The organism is Sphingobacterium tenebrionis, from assembly GCF_037126265.1.
GTDB lineage: Bacteria > Bacteroidota > Bacteroidia > Sphingobacteriales > Sphingobacteriaceae > Sphingobacterium > Sphingobacterium tenebrionis.
In genome coordinates this window covers 17,293-40,133 of sequence record NZ_JAYLLN010000001.1, presented here as the reverse complement: position 1 = coordinate 40,133, position 22,841 = coordinate 17,293, and the positions used below count along the sequence as shown (strand labels likewise).

The window sequence follows — 22,841 nt, the reverse complement described above, 5'->3', positions numbered from 1 at the left end:
ATTAAATATTGTTCAACATCACTGGCATCACCAACATCAAAATATCCTCATGCTCTTCCTTAACCGCTGGCACCAATAGCCCTGCACGGTTTGGCGTGCTCATTTCCAAAACAACTTCTTCGCAGGAAAGATTGTTCAACATCTCCACCAAGAATTTCGCATTGAATCCGATCTCCATGTCTTCACCCTCAAATTGGCAGCTTAAACGCTCGTGGGCTTCATTCGAAAAGTCCAGATCCTCTGCAGAGATATGCAATTCACTGCCATTGATCTTCAAACGAACCTGATGCGTGGTTTTGTTCGCAAAAATCACCACACGACGAAGGGTATTCAGGAACAAAGAACGATCTACGGTCAATTTATTAGGGTTCAAACGAGGAATTACCGCTTCGTAATCCGGATAACGCTCATCGATCAAACGACAGATCAGGTTGATATTTCCGAACTGAAAGAAAGCATTCGTATTGTTATATTCAATAGAAACATTCACATCATCAGCTGGTAAAGATGATTTCAATAGCGAAAGGGCTTTCTTTGGAAGGATAATGGAAGTCGCTTTTTCTGCCGTAACATCTGTACGACGGTATCTCACCAATTTATGCGCATCCGTTGCCACGAAGGTAGTCGATTGTTCAGCCAATTGAACCAGAACACCCGACATCGCAGGACGCAATTCATCATTACTTACCGCAAAAATGGTTTTATTGATGGCCTCCAATAAAGTTCCCGCTGGAATATTTACCGTAGAAATATTGTCTACCACAGGAATTTTTGGAAAATCATCCGCATTTTCTCCACTCAATTTATATTTACCATCTCCAGCAGAGATCTCAATCGCCAAGGTATTGGTATCCACCGAAAAAGCGACCGGCTGATCCGGTAGGGTTTTTAAAGTCTCGATCAAGATTTTGGAAGGCATCGCCACGCGACCTTCTTCTTTCGCCTCGATCTGAAGATTCGTAACCATACTGGTTTGTAGATCCGTAGCCGAAATCGTCAGGATATTGTCTTTTATTTCAAATAGGAAATTCTCCAGAATCGGTAATACGGTGCTTGAACTGGAAGCCCCACTAATAGCTTGTAATTGTTTGAGTAATATAGAGGTGGATACAATAAATCTCATTTCTGTTTTAATAGATTTTTATATGCAATAATACGTAAAAGAATCTAAATAATTACAATCCTAATTCGATATAAGAGGGACATTCTTAAAAAGCAACGGGTTTAAATTTGTACATTTGTGCAATCAGGTATGCAGTTGGAGAAAATAATAGGACATGATGCACTAAAGCAACAATTGATCGCGACGGTTCAGGAGAATCGAGTGAGTCATGCGCAGTTATTTTTAGGCCCCGAAGGTTCCGGTGCACTCCCTCTTGCCGTGGCCTATGCCCAATATATCAATTGCGAAAACAGATCCGCATCTGATAGCTGTGGTACATGTGCCTCCTGCTTGAAATATGAAAAACTGATCCATCCGGATCTTCACTTTTCTTATCCATTCTTTGCTAAAAAATCCGAAGAAACCGCTAGCACCTATATGGAAGATTGGCGTGCAGCTTTTCTGGCGAACCCTTATATGGGGCTTAGCTACTGGAGGAACCAATTGGAAGCCGAGAACAAACAGGCGAACATCAATATTGCGGAAGCCCATTCCATCATCAAAAAATTAAGCCTTAAGTCTTTTGAGGCCGAATATAAGGTCTTGGTCATGTGGCTGCCCGAATACTTGGATACCCAGGGAAATGCACTCTTAAAACTTATCGAGGAACCACCAGAAAAGACCTTGTTCTTGTTGGTGGCAGAAAACCAAGATAAGATTTTGAATACCATTATCTCCAGGACGCAATTGGTCAAAGTGAACAAATTGCCCCAAGAGGATATCGCGGAATACCTGATCAACGAAAAAAGGATTGACCCATCACGGGCGAACGAGATCGCTTTTATTGCTGATGGGAACATGCAATCCGCTTTCGAACAATTGCACGAGGAAGACAATACCAATTTCGATCTATTGATCCGATGGTTCAGGTTTATCGTAACGGATTCCGGATTGAACATCATCCAGATCTGTGAGGAAGAGATCAGTAAATTGGGCCGTGAGAACCAAAAATTGTTCTTAGTGTATAGCATTAATGTCCTAAGGCAGATCGTGCTTTTAAACCAAGGAATGCCCAATCTGGTCTTTTTAAAGGATGCCGAATTGGAATTTGTACAGAAGTTCAGCGAGATCAGCAGCTTGGAAAAACTGGAAGCAGCTATCGAAATGCTGGAAAAAACACATTATTCTGTGGAAAGAAATGCAAATCCTAAAATATTATTTTTAGATTTATCTTTGCAGTTAGTTTTATTATTTAAATACAATACGTTCCCCCAGGGGACTCAATATATATAAAATACAAAATATGGGATGTGGCAGTTGCTCATCCGGTGGTGGTTGCGGAAGCAGCAGTAAATTAGGTACAGTACCTGCAGGTTGTAATAACAACGGTACTTGTATGACCAGCGGATGTAATAAATTAGATATATACGATTGGTTGGTCGATATGGACCTTCCTTCCAACTATAAACCGTTTGATATTGTTGAAGTTCGCTTTAAAGGCTCTAGAAAGGAGTTTTATGTGAATTCAGATAATCTCTACTTAGAAATGGGCGAAATGGTCGCCGTAGAACCCAATACCGGGGGATACGACATTGGCCATGTGGCCTCAACCGGCGAGTTGGTAAGGCTTCAATTGAAGAAAAACAACGTAAAACCAGAAGATGTCGTGAAGAAAGTTTACCGAAAGGTAAATGAGAACGATATTGCTAAGTATAACCTGGCGAAAGATCTGGAATGGGAAACCATGCACCGTGCGCGAAATTTAGCGCTGGAACTGGGTTTATCCATGAAGATTTCAGATGTGGATTACCAAGGTGATAAGACAAAGGCAACCTTCTACTATACCGCAGAAGGTCGTGTCGATTTCCGCGAACTTATCAAAAGAATGGCCGAAGCGTTTCGGATCCGTATCGAGATGCGACAGATTGGTATGCGCCAGGAAGCCAGCCGCCTTGGTGGTATTGGATCTTGTGGGCGCGAGCTTTGTTGTTCAACCTGGCTAACGGATTTCAAGACCGTTTCTACAGCGGCAGCAAGGTACCAGAACCTTTCGTTGAACACCTTGAAGCTTGCCGGACAATGTGGTAAACTGAAATGTTGTTTGAACTATGAGTTGGATAGCTATATGGATGCCCTGAAGGATATCCCGAACAATGTAGACCGTATTGAAACGGTAGCTGGTGTGGCCTACCTACAAAAAACCGATATCTTCAAGAAAACCATGTGGTTCTCTTATCCGCATGCGGAAAGTTGGATTCCACTTCCTGTAGATCGGGTGAAGGAAATCGCCGAAATCAATGCTCAGGGTCGGAAAGCACCAGAATTGATCAATACCGAAAAGGTAGAAGAGCCTAAGGCAGCTGCGCCAGATTACGAAAATGTGGTCGGCCAGGATAGTCTTACCCGTTTGGATGATAAAAACCGTAGGAAGAAGAAAAAGAAACCTAAAAAGAAACCTACTGGTGAAAATGCGCAGGCCGGTCAAAGACAGGGTCAGGGTCAGGGTCAGCAGGATAATGCACAGCGCCAGCGACCGGATCAGCGAGCGCAACAAAATCAGCGTAGGAGAAATGATGGTCCTAAGGAGGTAAATCCGAAGGAAGGTCCTAAAGATTCGAATACGAAGGAAGGGAATCCTTCTGCGGAAAATGCTAATAAACCGCGTAGAAGACCGAACAATCGGAACAGAAAACCGAACAATAATAAAAACCAGGACGGGAATAAGGAAGGTTAATTCCATTGAAGATGAAAGCAGTATTCATGCTCTTTATTACGATGATTTTCCTTGCTTCCTGCCAGGAAAATGTTCCTTTCTATGAAAAAAACACAGTAATTCCCAACGTCAGTTGGGATTACAATTTTAAACCCGCCTATACCGTGCAGATAACGGATAAGGATGCCCAATACGATGTTTACATCAATTTGAGGCATGCGGTGTCCTATCCCTTTTCCAACATTTATGTATTTTTACATGAAGAAGGACCGGGGATGGCCAATAAGTCCACCCGGTATGAATTCAGTTTGGCGGAGCCAGATGGCCGCTGGATAGGTAAATCCGCCGGCAATCTCTATGAACAGACCAAACTGTTAAAAGAAGGTCTTTCCTTTCCGGATACCGGAAAATATAGTTTTTCTTTTGAACAGAACATGGCAGAGAACCCCCTTCGAGGTGTCAACGATGTGGGGATCAAGCTCATAAAAAGATAATTATGCAATTGCTAAGGTGGTTATTATTTCCGGTTACCATCCTATATACCCTCATAATTTGGCTCCGAAACAAATTATATGACCTTGGTATTTTCAAAACCAGGGAATTTGCTGTTAGGAGCATCGTCGTCGGCAATTTAGCGATTGGTGGCGCTGGAAAAAGCCCCCTCACCCAATACCTGATCCAATACTTTAGCGATAAATACAAAATGGCCACCCTAAGCCGCGGATATGGCCGAAAAACCAAAGGTTTCCGTTTGGTTGGCCCAGATGATCATGTGGCTATGGTAGGGGATGAGCCCCTGCAGTTTAAAAAGAATTTCCCGGCTATTACGGTAGCCGTAGATGAAAATAGGGCCGAAGGCATCGAAAAGTTGCAAAGGAACCATGACCTGATTATTCTGGATGATGCCTACCAGCATCGAAAGATAACCGCGAAATGCAATATCCTATTGTTCGACTTTCATTCCATTCTTAATCCGATCATCCTATTGCCTACAGGAAACTTCAGGGATACCTTCAACCAAACTAAGAGGGCGGATGTGGTATTGATCAGCAAATGTCCTGAACAGGTTTCCCAAGAGCAGAAATTGCGGATCGAAAAAAAGATCAGGCGATATAGTAATGCGCCGATCTATTATTCCAAATTGCAATACCTGGAACCTGTATGGCTTTCCAATCCTTTAGAAAAACCCTTTTCATTGCAGGATGTGGATATCCTCCTTATAACCGGCATTGCGAATCCAAAACCTTTATTGGAAGAGCTTTCCAATTCATCCAAAAAACGTGTGCATATGGTCTTTAAGGATCACCATGATTTTAAGGACCAGGATTACAAGGAAATCATCCGGCAATATAAAGGCCTAGATTCCAACAATAAGATCATCCTGACCACGGAAAAGGATGCCCAGCGGCTTGATCTGTTGAAGCTTTCCTTCCTACCTATTTATTACCTTCCAATCACTTTTCAGATCGATAAGGAGACTGAATTCCTTCAATTATTGGAAAAGACTGTTAATGAACCTTAACAGAGGTTAAAAACGGCTAAATATTAGATACTTACGGAAATATTTTATCAAATTTATAGCACAATAAAATTGATATCATATGAAAAAGTTAATATTATCAGCTGCATTATTATGTGCTGCCGTAACATTCAGTCAAGCACAGGATCGTCCGCAACGCGAAGGAATGCGTAATCCGGAAGATATGGCCAAAAGACAAGTTGAACGCCTGGATAAAGAATTAAAACTTACCACTGTTCTAAAAGATTCCTTAAATAAATGGTTTTTGGCAAGTGGTAAAAAACAGCAAGAGCTATTCAAAGATGAAAAAGAAAGCAGAGAAGTAAAAATGGAAAAGTGGAAGGCAATGCGTGAGGATCAACAAAAGAAAATCAAGGCCATTTTGACTCCTGAACAACGTACTAAATATGAGGAAATGGCTAAAAACCGCCCAGAACAAAGACAACGTAGAGTACAGAACTAAAACTACCTATAAAATAAACAGCAAAAGCCTTCCAAAATTTGGAAGGCTTTTTTTGTGGTTAAATGGGCTGCTATAGGATTCTATTTTTTATGGTTGGCTTCGGTGTAAAAGCATACTGAAAGTAACCTAAAAGTAACTAAAATGTATGCTAGACATACTACCACACTACTTTAACCATGCTTTATCCCTACTTAAAGCACGATTCTAACCTTAAATCAAACATATATTGAAGTGCTAGCTTAGACAGTACATGGAGAAAATGGATAATTAACGATAAGATTAATTGTTGTGTCTTCAGTTTTTTAAACTTATCCTACAATATTGCCTTTAGAGGTAATTAAAGGGGCTTTTTAGCTAATTTATATCCTATTGTTCGTAAATATTACTTGTTAAGAAATGTTAAAAAGTAACAAACCTGATACAAATAAACAATAAAGTGGTGGGTTTGGCTGTTATTATTGTACAAAAACGGAGTAAATAATTAGACGTTAAACAAAAAAATTAAATCATGAAAAAGTTATTTTTAGCAGTATCCGCAGTATTATTCTCATTAACTCTGACCTTTGCACAGGATGTAAACCCTGAAGAAAAAGCAAAACAAACTGTCACTGAATGGACTTCAACCCTGAAATTGACAGAAGAACAACAAGCTTCAGTTTATAACATTGTATTGGAGCACAAAAAAGCAAAATTAGCTATTAAAGCAGATACTGCACAAGCAGAAGATGCTAAGCAAACCCAAATCGCTGCATTGACAGCTGATATGGATAAAAAAGTAAGTGAATTGTTGACTGATGAGCAAAAACCTCTTTATGCTAAGATTGTAGAGGAACGTGCAGCGAAAAAATCAGAAAAAATGCAAGAACCGGTTGTTCAACCTAAAGAAGAACAAAAGGAAGAGCAACAAGGTCAGGAGCAACAACAAGAACAAAATGAACAGCAAGAACAACAACAAGAACAAAAATAATAACCTCTTGACTGATTGACTATAGAAATAGATAATTTATAGACTATTATTCATGTTTCATAAAGAAAGGTCCTTCAAATTTGAAGGACCTTTCTCCGTGATAGGGAGGAGTTTTTTGTGATAGGGGGACTTTTCGAAACTTTCCCCGTCATTGGGAAACTTTGTCCGTCATTGCGAGGAGGTACGACGAAGCAATCTTTACACTAATCGAAAGATTGCTTCGTTCCTCGCAATGACGTAAGCTCGCGATGACGTAGGCTCCCAATGATGCATACACCTCCCAATGTAGTAGTATAAAAAAAAGTCCTTCATTACTGAAGGACTTTCAAGTCTTTATTCTCTTACCTAAGAAGCTTTCAGCTTCTTCTGTATATCCTGAACATACGTCTTAAATTTCTTATCCGTCTCAATCAAATCCTCTACCGTCTGACAAGCATAAATCACCGTAGAATGATCCCTTCCACCAAAGAAATTACCAATACTCTTCAAGGATGATTTCGTATGGTTCTTCGCCAGGTACATGGAAATCTGTCTTGCCTGTACAATCTCCCTCTTCCTTACCTTCGATTTCACCATTTCCACAGGAACCTCAAAATATTCACAAACCAACTTCTGGATATACTCCATAGAAATCTCCTTATGCGTATTCTTCACAAAGTTCTTCAACATTGATTTGGCAAGATTCAAATCAATCTCCCGTTTATTCAATGTAGATTGCGCCAGTAAAGAAACCATAGCACCTTCCAATTCCCTTACACTATTATCAATCTGATTCGCCACATATTCCACCACATTCTCCGGCAATTCAATACCATCCGAATACATTTTCTTTTTCAAGATCGCCATTCTGGTCTCCAAATCTGGAACCTGAATATCGGCGGATAATCCCCATTTAAAACGGCTCAATAAACGCTCCTCTAATCCGGATAGATCTTTAGGTGCTTTATCTGATGTTAAAATGATCTGTTTTCCAGTTTGGTGTAGGTGATTGAATATATGGAAGAAAATATCCTGTGTCTTTTCCTTACCTGCAAAATTGTGCACATCATCCATAATGATCACATCCATCGCTTGATAGAAGTTCACAAAATCGTTGATAGTATTGTTCTTCAGGGAATCCACAAATTGTTGACAGAATTTCTCACAAGATACATAGATAACCAATTTGTCCGGTAAATTACGTTTGATCTCATTACCAATAGCCTGAGCCAGGTGGGTTTTTCCCAATCCTACATCACCATAGACCATCAGTGGGTTGAAAGAAGTACCTCCAGGCTTGTTTGCTACCGCAAAACCGGCAGAACGCGCCAAACGGTTACACTCACCTTCAATAAAATTATCAAATGTATAGTTTTGGTTTAATTGTGGATCCACATGCATCTTCTTCAACCCCGGGAATACAAATGGATTCTTGAAATCCTTATTGATCGCTACAGGGATTGGAATAGATTGTTTCTTTCCTTCCGCACCATTTCCATTAGAAGGCATGTTCGTGGTATAAGGTGTGTTGGCAGAAGATTTCTCCACCACAATATTATACTCCAAACGACCTTGCTCTCCTAAGAACTTTTTAACTGTTTTTCTGAGGATACCAACATAATGCTCTTCCAACCACTCGTAGAAAAACAAACTTGGTACTTGAATAGTTAAAACGTTTCCTTCAAGACGTACAGCTTTAACGGGCTCGAACCATGTTTTAAAACTTTGCGTTGGAATGTTATCTTTTATGACTGAAAGACAATTTTCCCAAACACTTGTACACGTTTTTTCCATTCTGTTTTTGTTAATAACTTGATAACCAATATTTGACAAAAATCTTGTTTATAACTTTTGCCTACAACGAATATGACAAAAAAATTTGAGCTAAAAAATTAAAAAATCAAAAAAACAAGATATCACTGTTATTCAATGAATTATAAGCATTTTTTAGCAATTTTCCCCTTAAAATGTTAAGCAAAATTATTTTATTAACATATTGAATTCCGATAAGAAATTTTTTACATTATAGATGAAAATTTAAGGCTGTAGATTTAGATTGTGGAAAACTTTTAACTTAAAAAAGGGGTACCAATGGCACCCCTTTCCTATATTTTCTAATTCTTTGAATAACCGCTTATTCTTAAGCAATTATCCGACCAAACTTTCTGTTTTTATTCCTTTTGTCATTTTACGAACCTGCAATTCAATACCTGTGGCATCATAACCACAAATCTGCCATAGCTCGGCTTGCTCTCCATGCTCCACAATACCATCCGGGATACCCAAACGTACTACTTCGGCCTGGTAATGATGATCTACCATGAACTCCAGAATCGCCGATCCGATACCGCCCGGTAAACAACCGTCCTCTACCGTAATCACCTTTTTATATTTCTTGAATACTTCGTGCAATAATTCCTCGTCCAACGGTTTGGCAAAACGCATATCGTAATGCGCAGGATGTATACCGTCCTCTCTTAATCTTACTATGGCTTTGCAGGCCTCATTTCCGATACTTCCGAAACTCAGGATAGCAATCTCCTCACCATCGCATATTTTACGGCCCTTACCAACTTCAATTTCTTTGAAAGGAAGTTTCCAGTCGGGCATCACCCCATTACCTCTAGGATAACGGATGGTAAATGGTCCTTTATCCGGCAATTGTGCAGTGTACATTAAATTACGTAGTTCTTCTTCATTCATCGGCGAAGAAACTACCATATTAGGTATACAACGCATATAAGCAATGTCATAAGCGCCATGATGGGTTGGACCATCAGCGCCTACCAATCCGGCACGATCCAAACAGAAGATTACATTCAGGTTCTGTAAGGCCACATCATGGATCACCTGATCAAATGCCCTCTGCATAAAGGAGGAATAGATATTACAGAAAGGTACCAAGCCCTGGGCAGCAAGACCCGCACTGAACGTAACGGCATGTTGTTCTGCAATACCGACATCAAAGGCCCTTTCCGGCATCGCCTTCATCATGATGTTCATCGATGAACCGGAAGGCATTGCTGGGGTAATACCCATGATCTTATCATTTTTCTCCGCCAATTCAACCAAGGTATGTCCAAAAACATCCTGATATTTTGGTGGCTGTGGCTTATCACTAACCGATTTCTTGATCTCACCGGTGATCTTATCGAATAGACCTGGTGCATGCCACTTGGTCTGATCTTTTTCAGCCAAGGCATAGCCCTTTCCTTTCACCGTAACAACGTGTAAAAGTTTAGGTCCATTGATATGTTTCAAATCCTCAATGGTTTTGACCAATTTATTCACATCATGTCCATCAACTGGACCGAAATACCTGAAATTTAATGATTCGAACAGGTTGGAGTTCTTCAATAAGGTGCCTTTGATGCTCAGCTCGAGCTTTTTCGCCCAACCATAGGCATTTGGACCGTTCTTAGAGATCTTCGCTAATACAGCTACCAGATCGTCCCGAAAACGATTATAGCTCTTAGAAGTGGTAATACTGGTCAGGTATTCCTTCATTGCCCCAACATTGGGGTCGATCGACATGCAGTTGTCGTTCAGAATAACCAACAGGTTGGATTTTTCGATTCCGGCATGGTTTAATGCTTCGAAGGCCATACCGCCGGTCAATGCACCATCTCCAATGATGGCCACATGTTGGCGATCTGTCTCTCCTTTATACGCCGAAGCAACCGCCATTCCTAAAGCAGCAGAAATGGAAGTGGAAGAGTGGCCAACACCAAAAGCATCGTATTCACTCTCGCTACGTTTCGGAAAACCAGAGAGACCACCCAATATACGGTTGGTATGAAAATTATCCCTTCTACCGGTTAATATTTTGTGACCATAAGCCTGGTGGCCTACGTCAAAAAGTACCTGATCATAGGGCGTATTTAGGGCATAATGCAATGCTACGGTCAACTCCACAACACCTAAACTCGCCGCAAAATGTCCGCCATTTACGGATACAATATCTATAATATATTGCCTTAACTCTTTACAAACCTCTTCTAAATCAGACTCTTTAAACTGCCTAAGATCAGAAGGGTATTGAATTTTCTGTAATAGCGGTCCTGCTTCTACCTGCATAACGTGAAAATTTTCGAAATAAGTTACAAAGTAACAATTAATTCCATTAACATACGGTATATATATACAATTTTATAATCCTGTTTGTTTTCTTAATTTTGATGCCAATTCATGGATACGACAAACTACGAGATCAAACTGGAACAATTTGAAGGTCCTTTCGACCTGTTGTTATTCTTCATCGAACGCGATGAACTGGATATCCATGAAATCCCCATATCAAAAATTACGGACGATTTCCTGGAATATATCCAGCATATGCAGTCCCTGAACATTGAATTGGCTTCCGAATTTATTTTTGTGGCTTCTACCCTAATGCGTATCAAGGCCAAAATGCTCCTTCCAAGACCGGATCTCGATGAAAATGAGAATGAAATCGATCTTAAAAAGGAATTGGTGCAGAAGCTTTTGCTCTATAAACAGTTCAAAGAAGTCTGTGAGGAGCTAAAAATCATGGAAGAGAATCGCACGAAACTTTATGAACGGGGAAATACGGCTTTCGACCTTAAATTGGCCAATACCGGCATTCGTTCCATTGAAGAAGATCTGGCTTCCTTTGACCTGTACAAACTGATGTTGGTCTATGAACGCCTGATGTATACCTATTCGCACAAGATCCAAGAGGTAAAACATACCGTCATCAAATATCCTTATACCATTGAACAGCAGAAAAAAGCCATTGCTGAGCTCATTGACATCAACAATACCATGGATTTTTCTGCCCTAAAAGCAAATTCTGAAAATAAAGTTCAATTTGTCTATAATTTCCTAGCGGTTCTGGAAATGCTCCAACAAAAGATATTGGATATTCAGATCGGATTGGGCTATAATAATTTCTGGATAGAAAAACGCGTCTCCTAAGGTTTCTTGATTCCTGATTGGATCTGCTGCTTCACTTCTTCCCGATCTTTCAATTGCTCTAGGCAGGACAACAGATAATCGTATTGCTTCGCACTTTCCATATCGCGGATCGCCTTTAGCGCATCGGCTCCAGCCTGCATCGCAAAGGTACTTTTCTGCGCAAATGATGCAATAAATTCCTGTATTTCCTCATCGGATTTGATACCATCCAATATGCCGAATTCCATCGCCTTTTCACTTCCAAAAGCGTTAGGGTCAAGACATAGCTGCATGATCTTTTTTTCGGACATGACCCGTGATAGACTGGCCATAACCTGGAAAGGAAATATGCCAAACGATAGTTCTGGGAGTTTGAATTGCACTTCTTTTTTGGCAAAAACATAGGTACAGCCCAAAATATAGAGAAACCCTCCGGCGATCACATCACCATCCAAGATGGCAATGGAGGGTTTGTTGAATTGATCAAAAACCTCACCCAAGGATATATTTTTATTTTCAATAGCTGGATTCAATTGATCCAAGCTTCTGTCCTGATAGGTCTTCAGATCCATTCCAGCACAGAAAACAGGTCCTTTAGCCTGTAATACCAATAAATTGACCGTCGGATTTTGTTTTGCCTCTTCTAGCGCATAAGCCAACTCATTGACCATCGTAGGCGTAAAGGCATTGCGTTTGGCCTCTCTATCCAAGGTCAGGTAAAAGACATGGCCCTCAACTTTTGTGGAAATAAAATTATACTTCATTGTTTATCAAATCTTGGAATCCCTGCATCAATTTCGCTGCCTGCTCAAAGGTACCTTTCTGGAAACGATCGATCAATAATTCCGTCGGAATATTACCTACCAGGTCATCCTTGGCAAAAGGACATCCACCATATCCCAAAATAGCCCCTTCAAAACGTCTGCATCCCGCATCAAAGGCCGCATTGACCTTCAACAAGGCATTTTCTATGGCAGAATGTAGGTGTGCACTGAATGGAATTTCTTGAAATTCTTGTTTCAACTTCAGGAAAAGATCTTTTACTACCTCTGGTGTGGCTTCAGCAGTGGTATCCGCAATGGAGAAATTCTTCACTCCAGCATGCTTCAGCTTATTGACCCAATCCAATACCAGGTCGGTATCCCAATGATCTTGATAAGGATTACCAAAAGCCATCGATATATACACCACCAACTCCTGGTTCCCTTTGGAAGCCAATAAATCCTGTATACTTCTCACAGTATCAAAAGCCTGCGCTATCGTACTGTTCGTGTTGTTCCTTTGGAATGTTTCAGAAATAGAAAAGGGATAGCCTAAATAATCTATCCTTCCCAATTCTACGCCTCTTTCAGCTCCTTTATAGTTTGCAATAATGGCCAACAATTTCGTGTCAGAAGGGTTCAATCCTTCCAACACTTCTTGGGTATCCGCCATTTGAGGTACTGCTTTCGGAGATACGAGACTTCCAAAATCAATACAATCAAATAGCTTGCTTTCCAACAAGCTATTGATGTATGTTATCTTTTTTGAGGTAGGAATCTGCACCTTCATGCCTTGAATGGCATCTCGAGGACAGTCTACCAAACTAATGGATTGATTAAGCATCTTTCTTGATTTCTCTTGCAATCACCATCCGCTGAATGGAACTTGTTCCTTCACCAATGGTACATAATTTTGCATCCCTAAAATATTTCTCAGCCGGGAAATCCTTGGTAAAACCATATCCCCCCAATATCTGAACACCATCATTGGATACTTCAACAGCAACTTCAGAAGCAAAAAGTTTCGCCATAGCGCCTTCTTTTGTTACTTTTTTACCATGATCTTTCAGATAACCTGCCTGGCGGATCAATAATTCCGAAGCATTGATCTTGGTCGCCATATCCGCTAAATTAAAACCAACCGCTTGAAAATCAAAAATCTTAGTTTGGAACTGTTCTCTTTCATTGGCATATTTCAACGCGCATTCGTAGGCGCCACGGGCAATACCCAAGGATAAAGCAGCAATGGAAATACGACCTCCATCCAATAATTTCAAGGCCTGTACAAAACCATCCCCAATCTCACCGATCAACTGATCTTTGTGTATACGACAATCTTCGAAGAACAAACTACCGGTTTCTGAAGCACGCATGCCTAATTTATCCATTTTAGCTCCAGCAGAAAAACCTGGTGTTCCTTTTTCAACGATAAAAGCAGAAATTCCTTTTTTATCTCCTTTTTCACCGGTTCTCGCCATCACCACAGCCACATCACCTGATATAGCGTGGGTGATAAATGTTTTATCGCCATTCAATACGAAATAATCTCCATCAGCTACCGCTACGGTATTCATACCGCCTGCATCAGATCCAGATCCAGGTTCTGTTAATCCCCAAGCTCCTAGCCATTCTCCGCTAGCCAACTTCGGTAAATATTTCTTTTTCTGCTCTTCGTTCGCAAAACTTAAGATATGGTTTGTACAAAGGGAATTATGGGCAGCAACGGATAATCCGATCGATCCACAAACCTTAGATATTTCATCTAAAATCGTGATGTACTCCTGGTAACTAAGGCCTGAACCACCATATTGTTCAGGAACAATAATACCCATGAATCCATGCTCACCAAGCTTTTTGAATAAATCTTTAGGGAAAATCTGTGCCTCATCCCATTCCATCACATGGGGTTTAATGTAGGTGTTCGCAAAATTACGCGCACTTTCCTTTACCATTGACAATTGTTCGTCAGAATCAACGTAATGCATAATATTATTTTATTTTAGTTTATATTTGGGTTCTAATTATTTTTTACAAATATTATAAAAAACAAATTATATTTTATGATATTTAAAATAATTTAACGCTATAAACCTTTATATTTTATATAATTTCAATCGAAATGCAACAACTTTTAGATGAACTTCGTAGGAAGCACGAGGACCTTGTTTTAGGTGGAGGATTAGATAAAATCCAAAAACAAAAGGAAAAGGGAAAAATGTCTGCTTGGGAGCGAATTGCCTATTTAATCGACGATGAGAGCCCATATGTAGAGATTGGAAGCTTCGCAGCAGATGGGCAATACCTGGAACATGGAGGCTGCCCGAACGCAGGTGTTGTCGTCGTGATGGGCTATGTAAAAGGAAGATTATGTATCGTGGTTTCTAATGATGCAACCGTAAAAGCTGGAGCATGGTTTCCCATGACCTGTAAGAAGAACCTCCGAGCGCAGGAAATTGCGATGGAAAATCATTTACCCATCATTTATTTGGTGGATTCTGCCGGGGTTTACCTACCGATGCAGGATGAAATATTTCCAGATAAGGAACATTTTGGACGAATTTTCAGGAATAATGCCAAGATTTCAGCGATGGGGATTCCCCAGATTGCTGCAATCATGGGATCATGTGTTGCCGGTGGTGCCTACCTTCCGATCATGTCAGATTATGCCTTAATCGTGGAAGGTACGGGTTCGGTGTTTTTGGCGGGTTCTTACCTGGTGAAATCTTCTATTGGTGAGGTAATCGATAATGAAACATTGGGTGGGGCATCTACGCATTCTGAAATATCAGGTGTTACAGATAATAAATATCCGGATGATGAATCCTGCTTGGATGCCATTCGGAATATCGTGGATAAATTTGGAGAGGAACCTAGGTATAAGTTTTCCAGAACTGAAGCTTTGGCACCGGAATATCCGGTGGAAAAGATCTATCAATATTTACCCGAAGACCGCTTAAAGCCCTATAATATGTTGGAAATATTGAAGGCTATTGTGGATGAGGGAAGTATTGAGGAATATAAAAAGGATTATGGAAAGACGTTGATCTGTGCATTGGCACGGGTTGATGGTTGGGCGGTAGGTATTGTTGCCAATCAACGGGAAGTGGTGAAGGCGAAGAAGCCAGGAAATGCAACGGAAATGCAGATGGGAGGGGTTATCTATTCGGATTCTGCGGATAAGGCAGCTCGGTTTATCATGAACTGTAATCAGCAGAAGATTCCTTTGGTATTCTTTCAGGATATAACGGGTTTTATGGTGGGTTCGAGATCGGAACATGGCGGTATCATTAAAGATGGTGCTAAAATGGTGAATGCGATGGCGAATTCGGTAGTTCCAAAATTTACGTTTATGGTAGGGAATAGCTATGGAGCAGGAAATTATGCGATGTGTGGAAAAGCTTATGATCCAAGGTTGATCTATGCTTGGCCAACGGCGCAGATTGCGGTAATGAGTGGAGCATCTGCAGGAAAAACTTTATTGCAGATCCAGGAAGCAGCCTTGAAATCAAAGAATGTTACCCTTTCGGAAGAGGATAAGAATAAGTTATTGGCGGATATAGAAGCGAAATACAAGGCGCAGTTGAGTCCGTATTATGCGGCTAGTAGATTATGGGTTGATGGGGTGATTGATCCCGCAGAGACGCGGAAAATCATTTCTATGGGGATAGAAGCAGCTAGTCATAATGCTGACATGGGAAAATATAATGTTGGGGTGATACAGGTGTAGTTTTTAGATGATAGATGATAGATATTAGATGATAGACCTGGTCCTTGGGAACCATTCGTCCTTGCCACTAGTCCGTCATTACCACTATTACGTCGTTGCCACTATTTCGTCATTGCGAGGAACGAAGCAATCTTTGGACTTTGTCATCCTGAGCTGTCTTTGTCATCCTGAGCGGAGTCGAAGGATCTGTACGGTTGTACAGCAACAGATGGTTCGACTACGCTCACCATGACATGCGGGAAGATTGCTTCGTCGTACCTCCTCGCAATGACGGGATATCGCAAAGTCAGGGAAAGGTCTATAATCTATAATCTAACATCTATAATCTTTAACTGAAAGCATTCCAGCCTTGAGCTGTAATATCATGCACATTCCCTGATTTAGAAATCATCTGGCATCCTGCTGATGCCTCCGTAATATGTCCAATCACGGAAATATCCAGCTGTCCTTTTACCTTATCATAATCCGATTGAGAAATGGTAAACAACAACTCATAATCTTCACCACCACTTAATGCACAAACCGTAGGATCCAATCCAAATTCCCTTGCCGTTTCATAGGTCATCGGATCAATAGGAATCTTCTCCTCATACAGTTTACAACCAACATTCGAAGCCTTACAGATATGCAAGATTTCCGATGCCAAGCCATCCGAAACATCGATCATCGCATGCGGCTGGATCTCCAGATCCGCCAACAACTGCACAATATCCTTTCTGGCATCCGGCTTCAGCTGCCTTTCAATAATATAATCTTTTCCTTCCAGATCAGGCTGTATACCAGGATTTTCCAAGAAAATCTGCTTTTCTCTTTCCAATAACTGCAGGCCAACATACGCTCCACCAAGATCCCCAGAAACACATACCAAATCTCCTTCTTTCGCTCCAGAACGATAAGCAATCTTAGCTTCCTCTGCATAGCCCATACTGGTCACCGAAATCACCAATCCCTGCGCTGAAGTAGACGTATCCCCACCAATCAAATCCACATTATAATTCTGGCAAGCGATCAAAGCACCTTCATAAATTTCCTCCACCGCTTCCAAAGGAAACTTAGAGGATAATCCAATGGAAAAAGTAACCTGTGAAGCCATACCATTCATGGCATAAATATCACTCAGGTTAACCTGTATCGCCTTATATCCCAAATGTTTAAGCGGGACATACCGTAAATCAAAATGAACATTCTCCAGCAAGAGATCCGTAGAAACCAAAACCTTCTGATTGGAAAAATCCAATACAGCGGCATCATCTCCTACACCCTTGATGGTACTTTTTTGGGTGAGCTGAATATTCTTGGTCAGATGCTCGATCAGACCAAATTCACCCATTTCATTCAGATTTGTTTTTTCAATATTATCGAACATAGTTATAATCCCAATTTTGCAGAAATATCCAACATCCTTTCAATAGGTCGCTGAGCCCGTTTGATGATATCCTCTGGAAGAATGATCTCTGGCTGCTCGTAATACAAGCAATTGTATAATTTTTCCAGGGTATTCAATTTCATATGCGGACAATCATTACAAGCACACATGTTGTTTGGTGGCGCTGGAATGAACGTCTTAGAAGGAGAGGCCTTCTGCATCTGATGTAGGATTCCTGATTCTGTAGCGACGATAAAGGTATCTGCCGCATCCTCGATCGTAAATTTCAACATCCCTGAGGTAGAACCGATGTAATCCGCCTGTGCAAGGATGTGTTCCTCACATTCTGGATGTGCAATAAACTTCGCATCTGGATATTCTGCGCGCAAGGCATCGATCCTTTCCTGCGAGAAGATCTCGTGCACCATACACGCACCGTTCCAAAGCACTAGATCCCTACCCGTTTTCTTCTTCACATAATCCCCTAGATTACGGTCAGGACCAAAGATGATCTTCTGATCCTCCGGTAAACTTTCCACAATCTGCACCGCATTACTGGAAGTACAAACGATATCGGATAAAGCCTTCAGTTCAGCCGTACAGTTCACATAGGTGATCACCAAGTGATCCGGATATTTCTCTTTGAATTTTGCAAATAAATGTGGCGGACAACTATCTGATAAAGAGCATCCTGCCTTTAGATCAGGTAACAATACTTTCTTACTTGGAGAAAGTATCTTCGCTGTTTCTGCCATGAAATGAACACCGGCAAATACAATCACCTCCGCATCCGTCTTTGCAGCCTGTTGCGATAAGCCCAAACTGTCGCCAATATAATCAGCAAGATCCTGAATCTCAGATTCCTGATAATAATGGGCTAGGATAACGGCATTCTTCTCTTTCTTCAGCTTATTGATTTCTGCAACCAGATCGATGGTCGGGTCTATCGCCACATCAATATAGCCCTTCGCCTCCAAGTCGTATTCAAAAGTTTTATTCATTTGGTTTCGATTAATTGACAAATGTGATTTCATTGATCGATTACACAAAAGTAAACAAAGAAAATGAAACGAAATCCACATTCCTTTTTTTCAATAATTAATAACTCTTTTTTTAAAAGAAGAATCTTGTTGTTTATTAGCATGTGGATAATGGGGATAATTTTAGGATTTTTAATTTTATTTAATGGATATTCTCTATTTATTCACAAGTTATCCACAGGTCTAAAAGCCTTATCTATTGATTTTCAGTCCGCTCATTTTTGACCCTTTATTTTTTCCATATTTTTTTGTGAAATGTTTGTTTGTGGGGAATTGTTAATATTACATTCATTTGCTCTTAATATTTTGGTAATAATTGTGTGGAAATTGATAGCGATGTTGATTTTTGAGAAGTTTTCAATTTTATTCCACGAGTTATTTACAGGTTTTCCACATATTTTGTTAATTTGTTGGTTTATTAGGTATTAATAAAGGATATAACAGTAAACATAGGTTGTGGATAGAAAAGTTGATTTTTTAGTCGTAGGATCAGGAATTGCAGGCTTGAGTTTTGCGCTCAAAGCTGCTAAGCTAGGAAAAGTGCTTATCGTAACGAAAGCCAATGAGGATGAGTCGAATACAAAATATGCTCAGGGTGGGGTTGCCGTCGTAACGGATGAAACCGATAGCTTTGAAAAACATATTGAAGATACCCTGATCGCAGGAGATGGTCTATGTGATACCCAGGTTGTGGAAAACGTGGTGAAAGAAGGGCCTGCTCGTATAAATGAGCTGATTGCTTATGGTACTTCTTTCGATAAGGAAGATTCCGGCGAATATGATCTGGCCCGTGAAGGTGGTCATTCCATGCATAGGATCCTTCATTATAAGGACATTACAGGCTATGAGATCGAAAGGGCGCTATTGGATCAAATCCATGCGAATCCTAATATTGAGATATTAACACATTATTTCGCCGTTGATCTAATTACTCAACACCATTTGGGTATACATGTGGATAAACGTTCAGAAAACATCAATTGCTATGGTATCTACGCGTTAAATACAAAAAGCAAGGTGGTGGAAAAGATCCTTTCAAAGGTTACCTTGATGGCAACTGGTGGAGCTGGACATGTGTATTCCAGTACAACGAACCCTACCATTGCCACAGGTGATGGTATTGCCATGGTCTATCGTGCAAAAGGTAAAGTTCGTAATATGGAATTTATACAGTTCCATCCAACGGCTTTATATAATCCAAGGGAATATCCCGCATTTTTGATTTCTGAAGCTGTGCGTGGTTTCGGTGGTATTTTGAGACGTGCGAATGGGGAATCCTTTATGGAAGAATACGATGAACGCGGATCGCTGGCGCCGAGGGATATTGTGGCCCGTGCTATTGATGCGGAGATGAAGAAATCCGGATTGGATTATGTGTATTTAGATATTACCCATCGATCCAAAGCCGATATTCTTTCCCATTTTCCTAATATCTACGAAAAATGCCTGTCCGTTGGTTTGGATATGACCAAGGATTTTATTCCGGTATCACCTGCTGCGCATTATTTATGTGGTGGTATTATGGTGGATGAATACGGAGCTACCAGTATAAAAAGTTTATATGCATGTGGAGAATGTTCTTCAACAGGCTTACATGGAGCCAATCGATTGGCATCCAACTCTTTATTAGAAGCAGCTGTATATGCACACCGGATTTTTGAAGATGCAAGTAAAATTGTTGGATCTATCGACTATCAGGAAGACATTCCTTCTTGGGATGATTCCAATACCCAATTGAGTAATGAGGATATTTTGGTGACCCACAACCTTCGTGAAACACAAAAGTTGATGAGCGATTATGTGGGAATTGTTCGTTCTGATTTTAGGTTAGAACGTGCGATGCGTAGATTGGGATTACTCCATGAAGAAACGGAATCCTTCTATAAGAACACCAAATTGTCGGTTAAGCTATGTGAGCTTCGGAATGTCATTCAGGTGGCTTATCTCGTGGTTAAATCAGCTACACAGCGAAAAGAGAGTAGGGGATTGCATTACACCACAGATTATCCGCAACATGCTAATATATTAGAAGATACGATCCTTTAAACCCAATCTATGGCAACTATACTTCCTGTTAAGGACAAACAACCTATTATTGCTGAAAACTGCTTTGTAGCGCCCAATTGTACCATTGTCGGTGATGTGGAAATTGCGGAACATTGCTCAATCTGGTTCAATGCCGTGATCAGAGGGGATGTGAATTATATACGTATTGGCAAGTATTCCAATATACAGGATAATGTGACCATCCACGGAACCTATCTGAAGAATGGTACCGATATTGGAAATTATGTGAACATCGGGCATAATGCCATTGTACATGGCTGTATTATAGATGATTATGTACTTATCGGGATGGGGGCTATAGTCATGGATAAAGCCCATATTCAGAGCAATGTGATCATTGCAGCCGGAGCTGTGGTATTGGAGAACAGTATCTGTGAATCGGGATTCCTGTATGCTGGTGTTCCTGCCAAAAAAATAAAGCCGCTCACGGAGGAGCAGCTTAATCTCTTAAAAAAATTACCACATAATTATGTGCTATATTCTTCTTGGTTCCAGGAAGAAAACTAAATTTTGAATCGGAACCATTGATTTAGGCTAAGGAAAGTTTACTTCAATGGTTTCGTTCTGTTCCCAGTTTGCCCTGATGGTAAACGTCCTATCCAGGTACCATATTCTTTCCGCTTGTTTTCGCGCATAAACATCCGCTGGATCCCATTTTCCATTTGCATTGCTGTCCTCGATTATCCGCAGACTGTATTTACCTCCAGGAAATTTAATGTAGGAAAGTTTGTGATCGGCCGGTAATATTTTCTTATCAAAGATCTTATCCTTTTTCTCGTCAATAAGTTCGATAATATAACTTTTGCCTGTATCCAATCCATTGAACGTCAAGTTGATATCCCCGTAATTATCGGCTTCGTTCAACGTGAAACTTGTCTTACTTTCTTTGTTGAATTCATCGAAAGGTCCTAAGATGGCTTTCTCCTGTAGAACTAATTCATAATTCTTATTTGGCCGCCAATTGAAACGGATATGATAAAGTTCTTTATCAATAGAATCCTGTTGCAATTGAAAATTTCTACGTGATACCGAGTCCTCTGTTAGGAGGATCTTGTTCTTATCAACGGATGCAATTGGTGTTTTAGCACTCAATTGGATATGCTTTACCCGATCTACTTTGGTACTGATGTTCAGGATTGGTTGTATATGCTGATCAACCTTGATATTTCTTGCTTTTCTAAACTTCAGGGTATCCAATACCTGGTTATTTTCGGATAATTCAACCCGCACAGAATCGTAATCAATAGAAGAGGTATATATCCTCAGGGTATCATTTTCGGGACTTAATCGGATGATCTTATCCGCATCCAGGTTAGCGGGTTCCAAGATCCGCACCGTTGGATTATTGATGCTTCTATTGAATGTGAATAACATGGAACCATCAGTATCCATCTTTTTTTCCAGGTTTCTGAAGATGGTCGGATGGGATTGGGTATATTCTAGTTTGATGCCTGATACATTCTCCTGTAATACAATGCTATCATTCTGGAACCCTATCCAATCATCCCCATTGAAGATTTTATCGTTGTTGATGTCTTTGATAGCGTATACCCGGTAGGTATCTTCTCGCAGGTTATTGAACTTAAAGTTTCCAGATGAATCCACACTGGTGTAATAGGAGGCTTTTTTCTTACCGAAAATAGAATCTTTGCTCGTCGGAATCAAAATAGCTATGACTTCTTTGTCCTTGCTCAGATCGAATTCTTTGGTATAGCCATTCATCACCGATCCTTCTATGGTTAAGGAATCCAATTTGTCACCTGTAGAGAAAACATAGGTATAGTTCATCAATGGATTGCTCTCGTTGTAATCGACCAAGCCTTTTCCAAAATTGATGGTATACGTGGTGTTGGCATCTAATGAATCTGGTAGGGTAATGATCAGATTCTTCTTCTTGACTTTTGGTTGGATAGAAGTACTGGCATCGGGGGAGAGGTTGAACTCGCGCTGCCAATTGGCCAATTTGATATATTCATCAAAAGTGATGACGATTTCCTTATCCTTAAAATTTCGGGAAAGGTTTGCCGGCGACTCATTCAGAATTTTTGGTGGAATGGAATCCTTGGGTCCTCCAGTTGGTCTTTGCATGTTCGCACACTGCATAAAACTCAAACTCAGCATAAAAATAAAGCATAAAAAAGCTATTCTTTGAAATAAGGTGCTTTTTAATTGATCTGACGGGTTTTTATCTTTTTTTGAATCCTGAGTCATAAATTTTAA

General features: G+C 40.4%; 19 protein-coding genes. 10 read left to right on the top strand and 9 right to left on the bottom strand.

Features of this window, described 5'->3' with window-relative positions; translation table 11 throughout:
- Position 1: 1 nt before the first annotated feature.
- Entirely contained in the window at positions 2-1,123 is a 1,122-nt protein-coding gene (gene dnaN / locus VJ786_RS00175; protein WP_099365138.1) for a DNA polymerase III subunit beta, read from the bottom strand.
- Positions 1,124-1,252: 129 nt separating this feature from the next.
- On the opposite strand from dnaN, the gene VJ786_RS00170 reads away from it, so the two are divergent.
- From VJ786_RS00170 to VJ786_RS00145, 6 genes are all read left to right on the top strand, one after another.
- Positions 1,253-2,395 carry a DNA polymerase III subunit gene (locus VJ786_RS00170; protein WP_134778475.1) on the top strand — a complete coding sequence of 381 codons (1,143 nt, stop codon included), beginning with the start codon at positions 1,253-1,255 and terminating at the stop codon, positions 2,393-2,395.
- Positions 2,396-2,405: 10 nt separating this feature from the next.
- Positions 2,406-3,836: a PSP1 domain-containing protein gene (locus VJ786_RS00165; protein WP_209023083.1), complete on the top strand. Its 1,431-nt coding sequence runs from the start codon at positions 2,406-2,408 to the stop codon at positions 3,834-3,836.
- Between the two features lie 11 nt (positions 3,837-3,847).
- Positions 3,848-4,309: a gliding motility lipoprotein GldH gene (locus tag VJ786_RS00160; protein ID WP_134778353.1), complete on the top strand. Its 462-nt coding sequence runs from the start codon at positions 3,848-3,850 to the stop codon at positions 4,307-4,309.
- Positions 4,310-4,311: 2 nt separating this feature from the next.
- Positions 4,312-5,337, top strand: a complete 1,026-nt coding sequence (gene lpxK / locus VJ786_RS00155) for a tetraacyldisaccharide 4'-kinase (RefSeq protein WP_134778354.1) — start codon at positions 4,312-4,314, stop codon at positions 5,335-5,337.
- 79 nt (positions 5,338-5,416) lie between these two features.
- A complete protein-coding gene (locus VJ786_RS00150) occupies positions 5,417-5,797 on the top strand; it encodes a DUF4890 domain-containing protein (protein WP_336556971.1) in 381 nt (126 codons plus the stop codon).
- Between the two features lie 508 nt (positions 5,798-6,305).
- Positions 6,306-6,764: a hypothetical protein gene (locus tag VJ786_RS00145; protein ID WP_134778356.1), complete on the top strand. Its 459-nt coding sequence runs from the start codon at positions 6,306-6,308 to the stop codon at positions 6,762-6,764.
- Positions 6,765-7,109: 345 nt separating this feature from the next.
- Here VJ786_RS00145 and dnaA read toward each other — a convergent pair whose 3' ends face one another.
- On the bottom strand, positions 7,110-8,537 hold the full coding sequence (gene dnaA, locus VJ786_RS00140; RefSeq protein WP_099367199.1) for a chromosomal replication initiator protein DnaA: 1,428 nt from the start codon (positions 8,535-8,537) through the stop codon (positions 7,110-7,112).
- A 354-nt stretch (positions 8,538-8,891) separates the two neighbouring features.
- Positions 8,892-10,820, bottom strand: a complete 1,929-nt coding sequence (gene dxs, locus VJ786_RS00135; RefSeq protein WP_134775982.1) for a 1-deoxy-D-xylulose-5-phosphate synthase — start codon at positions 10,818-10,820, stop codon at positions 8,892-8,894.
- Positions 10,821-10,931: 111 nt separating this feature from the next.
- Between dxs and VJ786_RS00130 the strand changes: the two genes are divergently transcribed.
- On the top strand, positions 10,932-11,681 hold the full coding sequence (locus tag VJ786_RS00130; protein ID WP_134775983.1) for a segregation and condensation protein A: 750 nt from the start codon (positions 10,932-10,934) through the stop codon (positions 11,679-11,681).
- Here the strand turns inward: VJ786_RS00130 and VJ786_RS00125 are convergent.
- The 3 genes from VJ786_RS00125 to VJ786_RS00115 are packed head-to-tail and all read right to left on the bottom strand — an operon-like array spanning position 11,678 to position 14,406.
- Entirely contained in the window at positions 11,678-12,424 is a 747-nt protein-coding gene (locus tag VJ786_RS00125; RefSeq protein WP_134775984.1) for an enoyl-CoA hydratase/isomerase family protein, read from the bottom strand. The two genes, VJ786_RS00130 and VJ786_RS00125, sit on opposite strands and share 4 nt — an antisense overlap.
- Positions 12,414-13,265 carry a hydroxymethylglutaryl-CoA lyase-like TIM-barrel protein gene (locus tag VJ786_RS00120; RefSeq protein WP_134775985.1) on the bottom strand — a complete coding sequence of 284 codons (852 nt, stop codon included), beginning with the start codon at positions 13,263-13,265 and terminating at the stop codon, positions 12,414-12,416. Before VJ786_RS00120 ends, VJ786_RS00125 begins: the two co-directional genes overlap by 11 nt.
- Positions 13,258-14,406, bottom strand: coding sequence for an acyl-CoA dehydrogenase family protein (locus VJ786_RS00115; RefSeq protein ID WP_099367194.1), 1,149 nt, complete (start codon positions 14,404-14,406; stop codon positions 13,258-13,260). The genes VJ786_RS00120 and VJ786_RS00115 overlap by 8 nt, the downstream gene beginning before the upstream one ends.
- A 134-nt stretch (positions 14,407-14,540) precedes the next feature.
- Here VJ786_RS00115 and VJ786_RS00110 point away from each other — a divergent pair, with 134 nt between their 5' ends.
- Complete coding sequence (locus tag VJ786_RS00110) at positions 14,541-16,148, top strand: acyl-CoA carboxylase subunit beta (RefSeq protein ID WP_134775986.1); 1,608 nt, start codon at positions 14,541-14,543, stop codon at positions 16,146-16,148.
- A 328-nt stretch (positions 16,149-16,476) separates the two neighbouring features.
- Here the strand turns inward: VJ786_RS00110 and thiL are convergent, their stop codons facing one another.
- Both thiL and nadA read right to left on the bottom strand, forming a co-directional pair.
- A complete protein-coding gene (gene thiL, locus VJ786_RS00105) occupies positions 16,477-17,514 on the bottom strand; it encodes a thiamine-phosphate kinase (protein ID WP_134775987.1) in 1,038 nt (345 codons plus the stop codon).
- Between the two features lie 2 nt (positions 17,515-17,516).
- Entirely contained in the window at positions 17,517-18,515 is a 999-nt protein-coding gene (gene nadA / locus VJ786_RS00100) for a quinolinate synthase NadA (protein ID WP_134775988.1), read from the bottom strand.
- Positions 18,516-19,010: 495 nt separating this feature from the next.
- Here nadA and nadB point away from each other — a divergent pair, with 495 nt between their 5' ends.
- Together nadB and VJ786_RS00090 are read left to right on the top strand one after the other, a co-directional pair.
- Positions 19,011-20,600: an L-aspartate oxidase gene (nadB, locus tag VJ786_RS00095; protein ID WP_099367190.1), complete on the top strand. Its 1,590-nt coding sequence runs from the start codon at positions 19,011-19,013 to the stop codon at positions 20,598-20,600.
- A 9-nt stretch (positions 20,601-20,609) separates the two neighbouring features.
- Positions 20,610-21,128 (top strand): gamma carbonic anhydrase family protein, encoded by a 519-nt coding sequence (locus tag VJ786_RS00090; protein ID WP_099367189.1) that lies wholly within the window; start codon positions 20,610-20,612, stop codon positions 21,126-21,128.
- Between the two features lie 27 nt (positions 21,129-21,155).
- Here VJ786_RS00090 and VJ786_RS00085 read toward each other — a convergent pair whose 3' ends face one another.
- The gene (locus tag VJ786_RS00085) at positions 21,156-22,709 is read right to left on the bottom strand and encodes an Ig-like domain-containing domain (protein WP_245153248.1); all 1,554 of its coding nucleotides are present in this window, start codon (positions 22,707-22,709) and stop codon (positions 21,156-21,158) included.
- Positions 22,710-22,841: the final 132 nt, after the last annotated feature.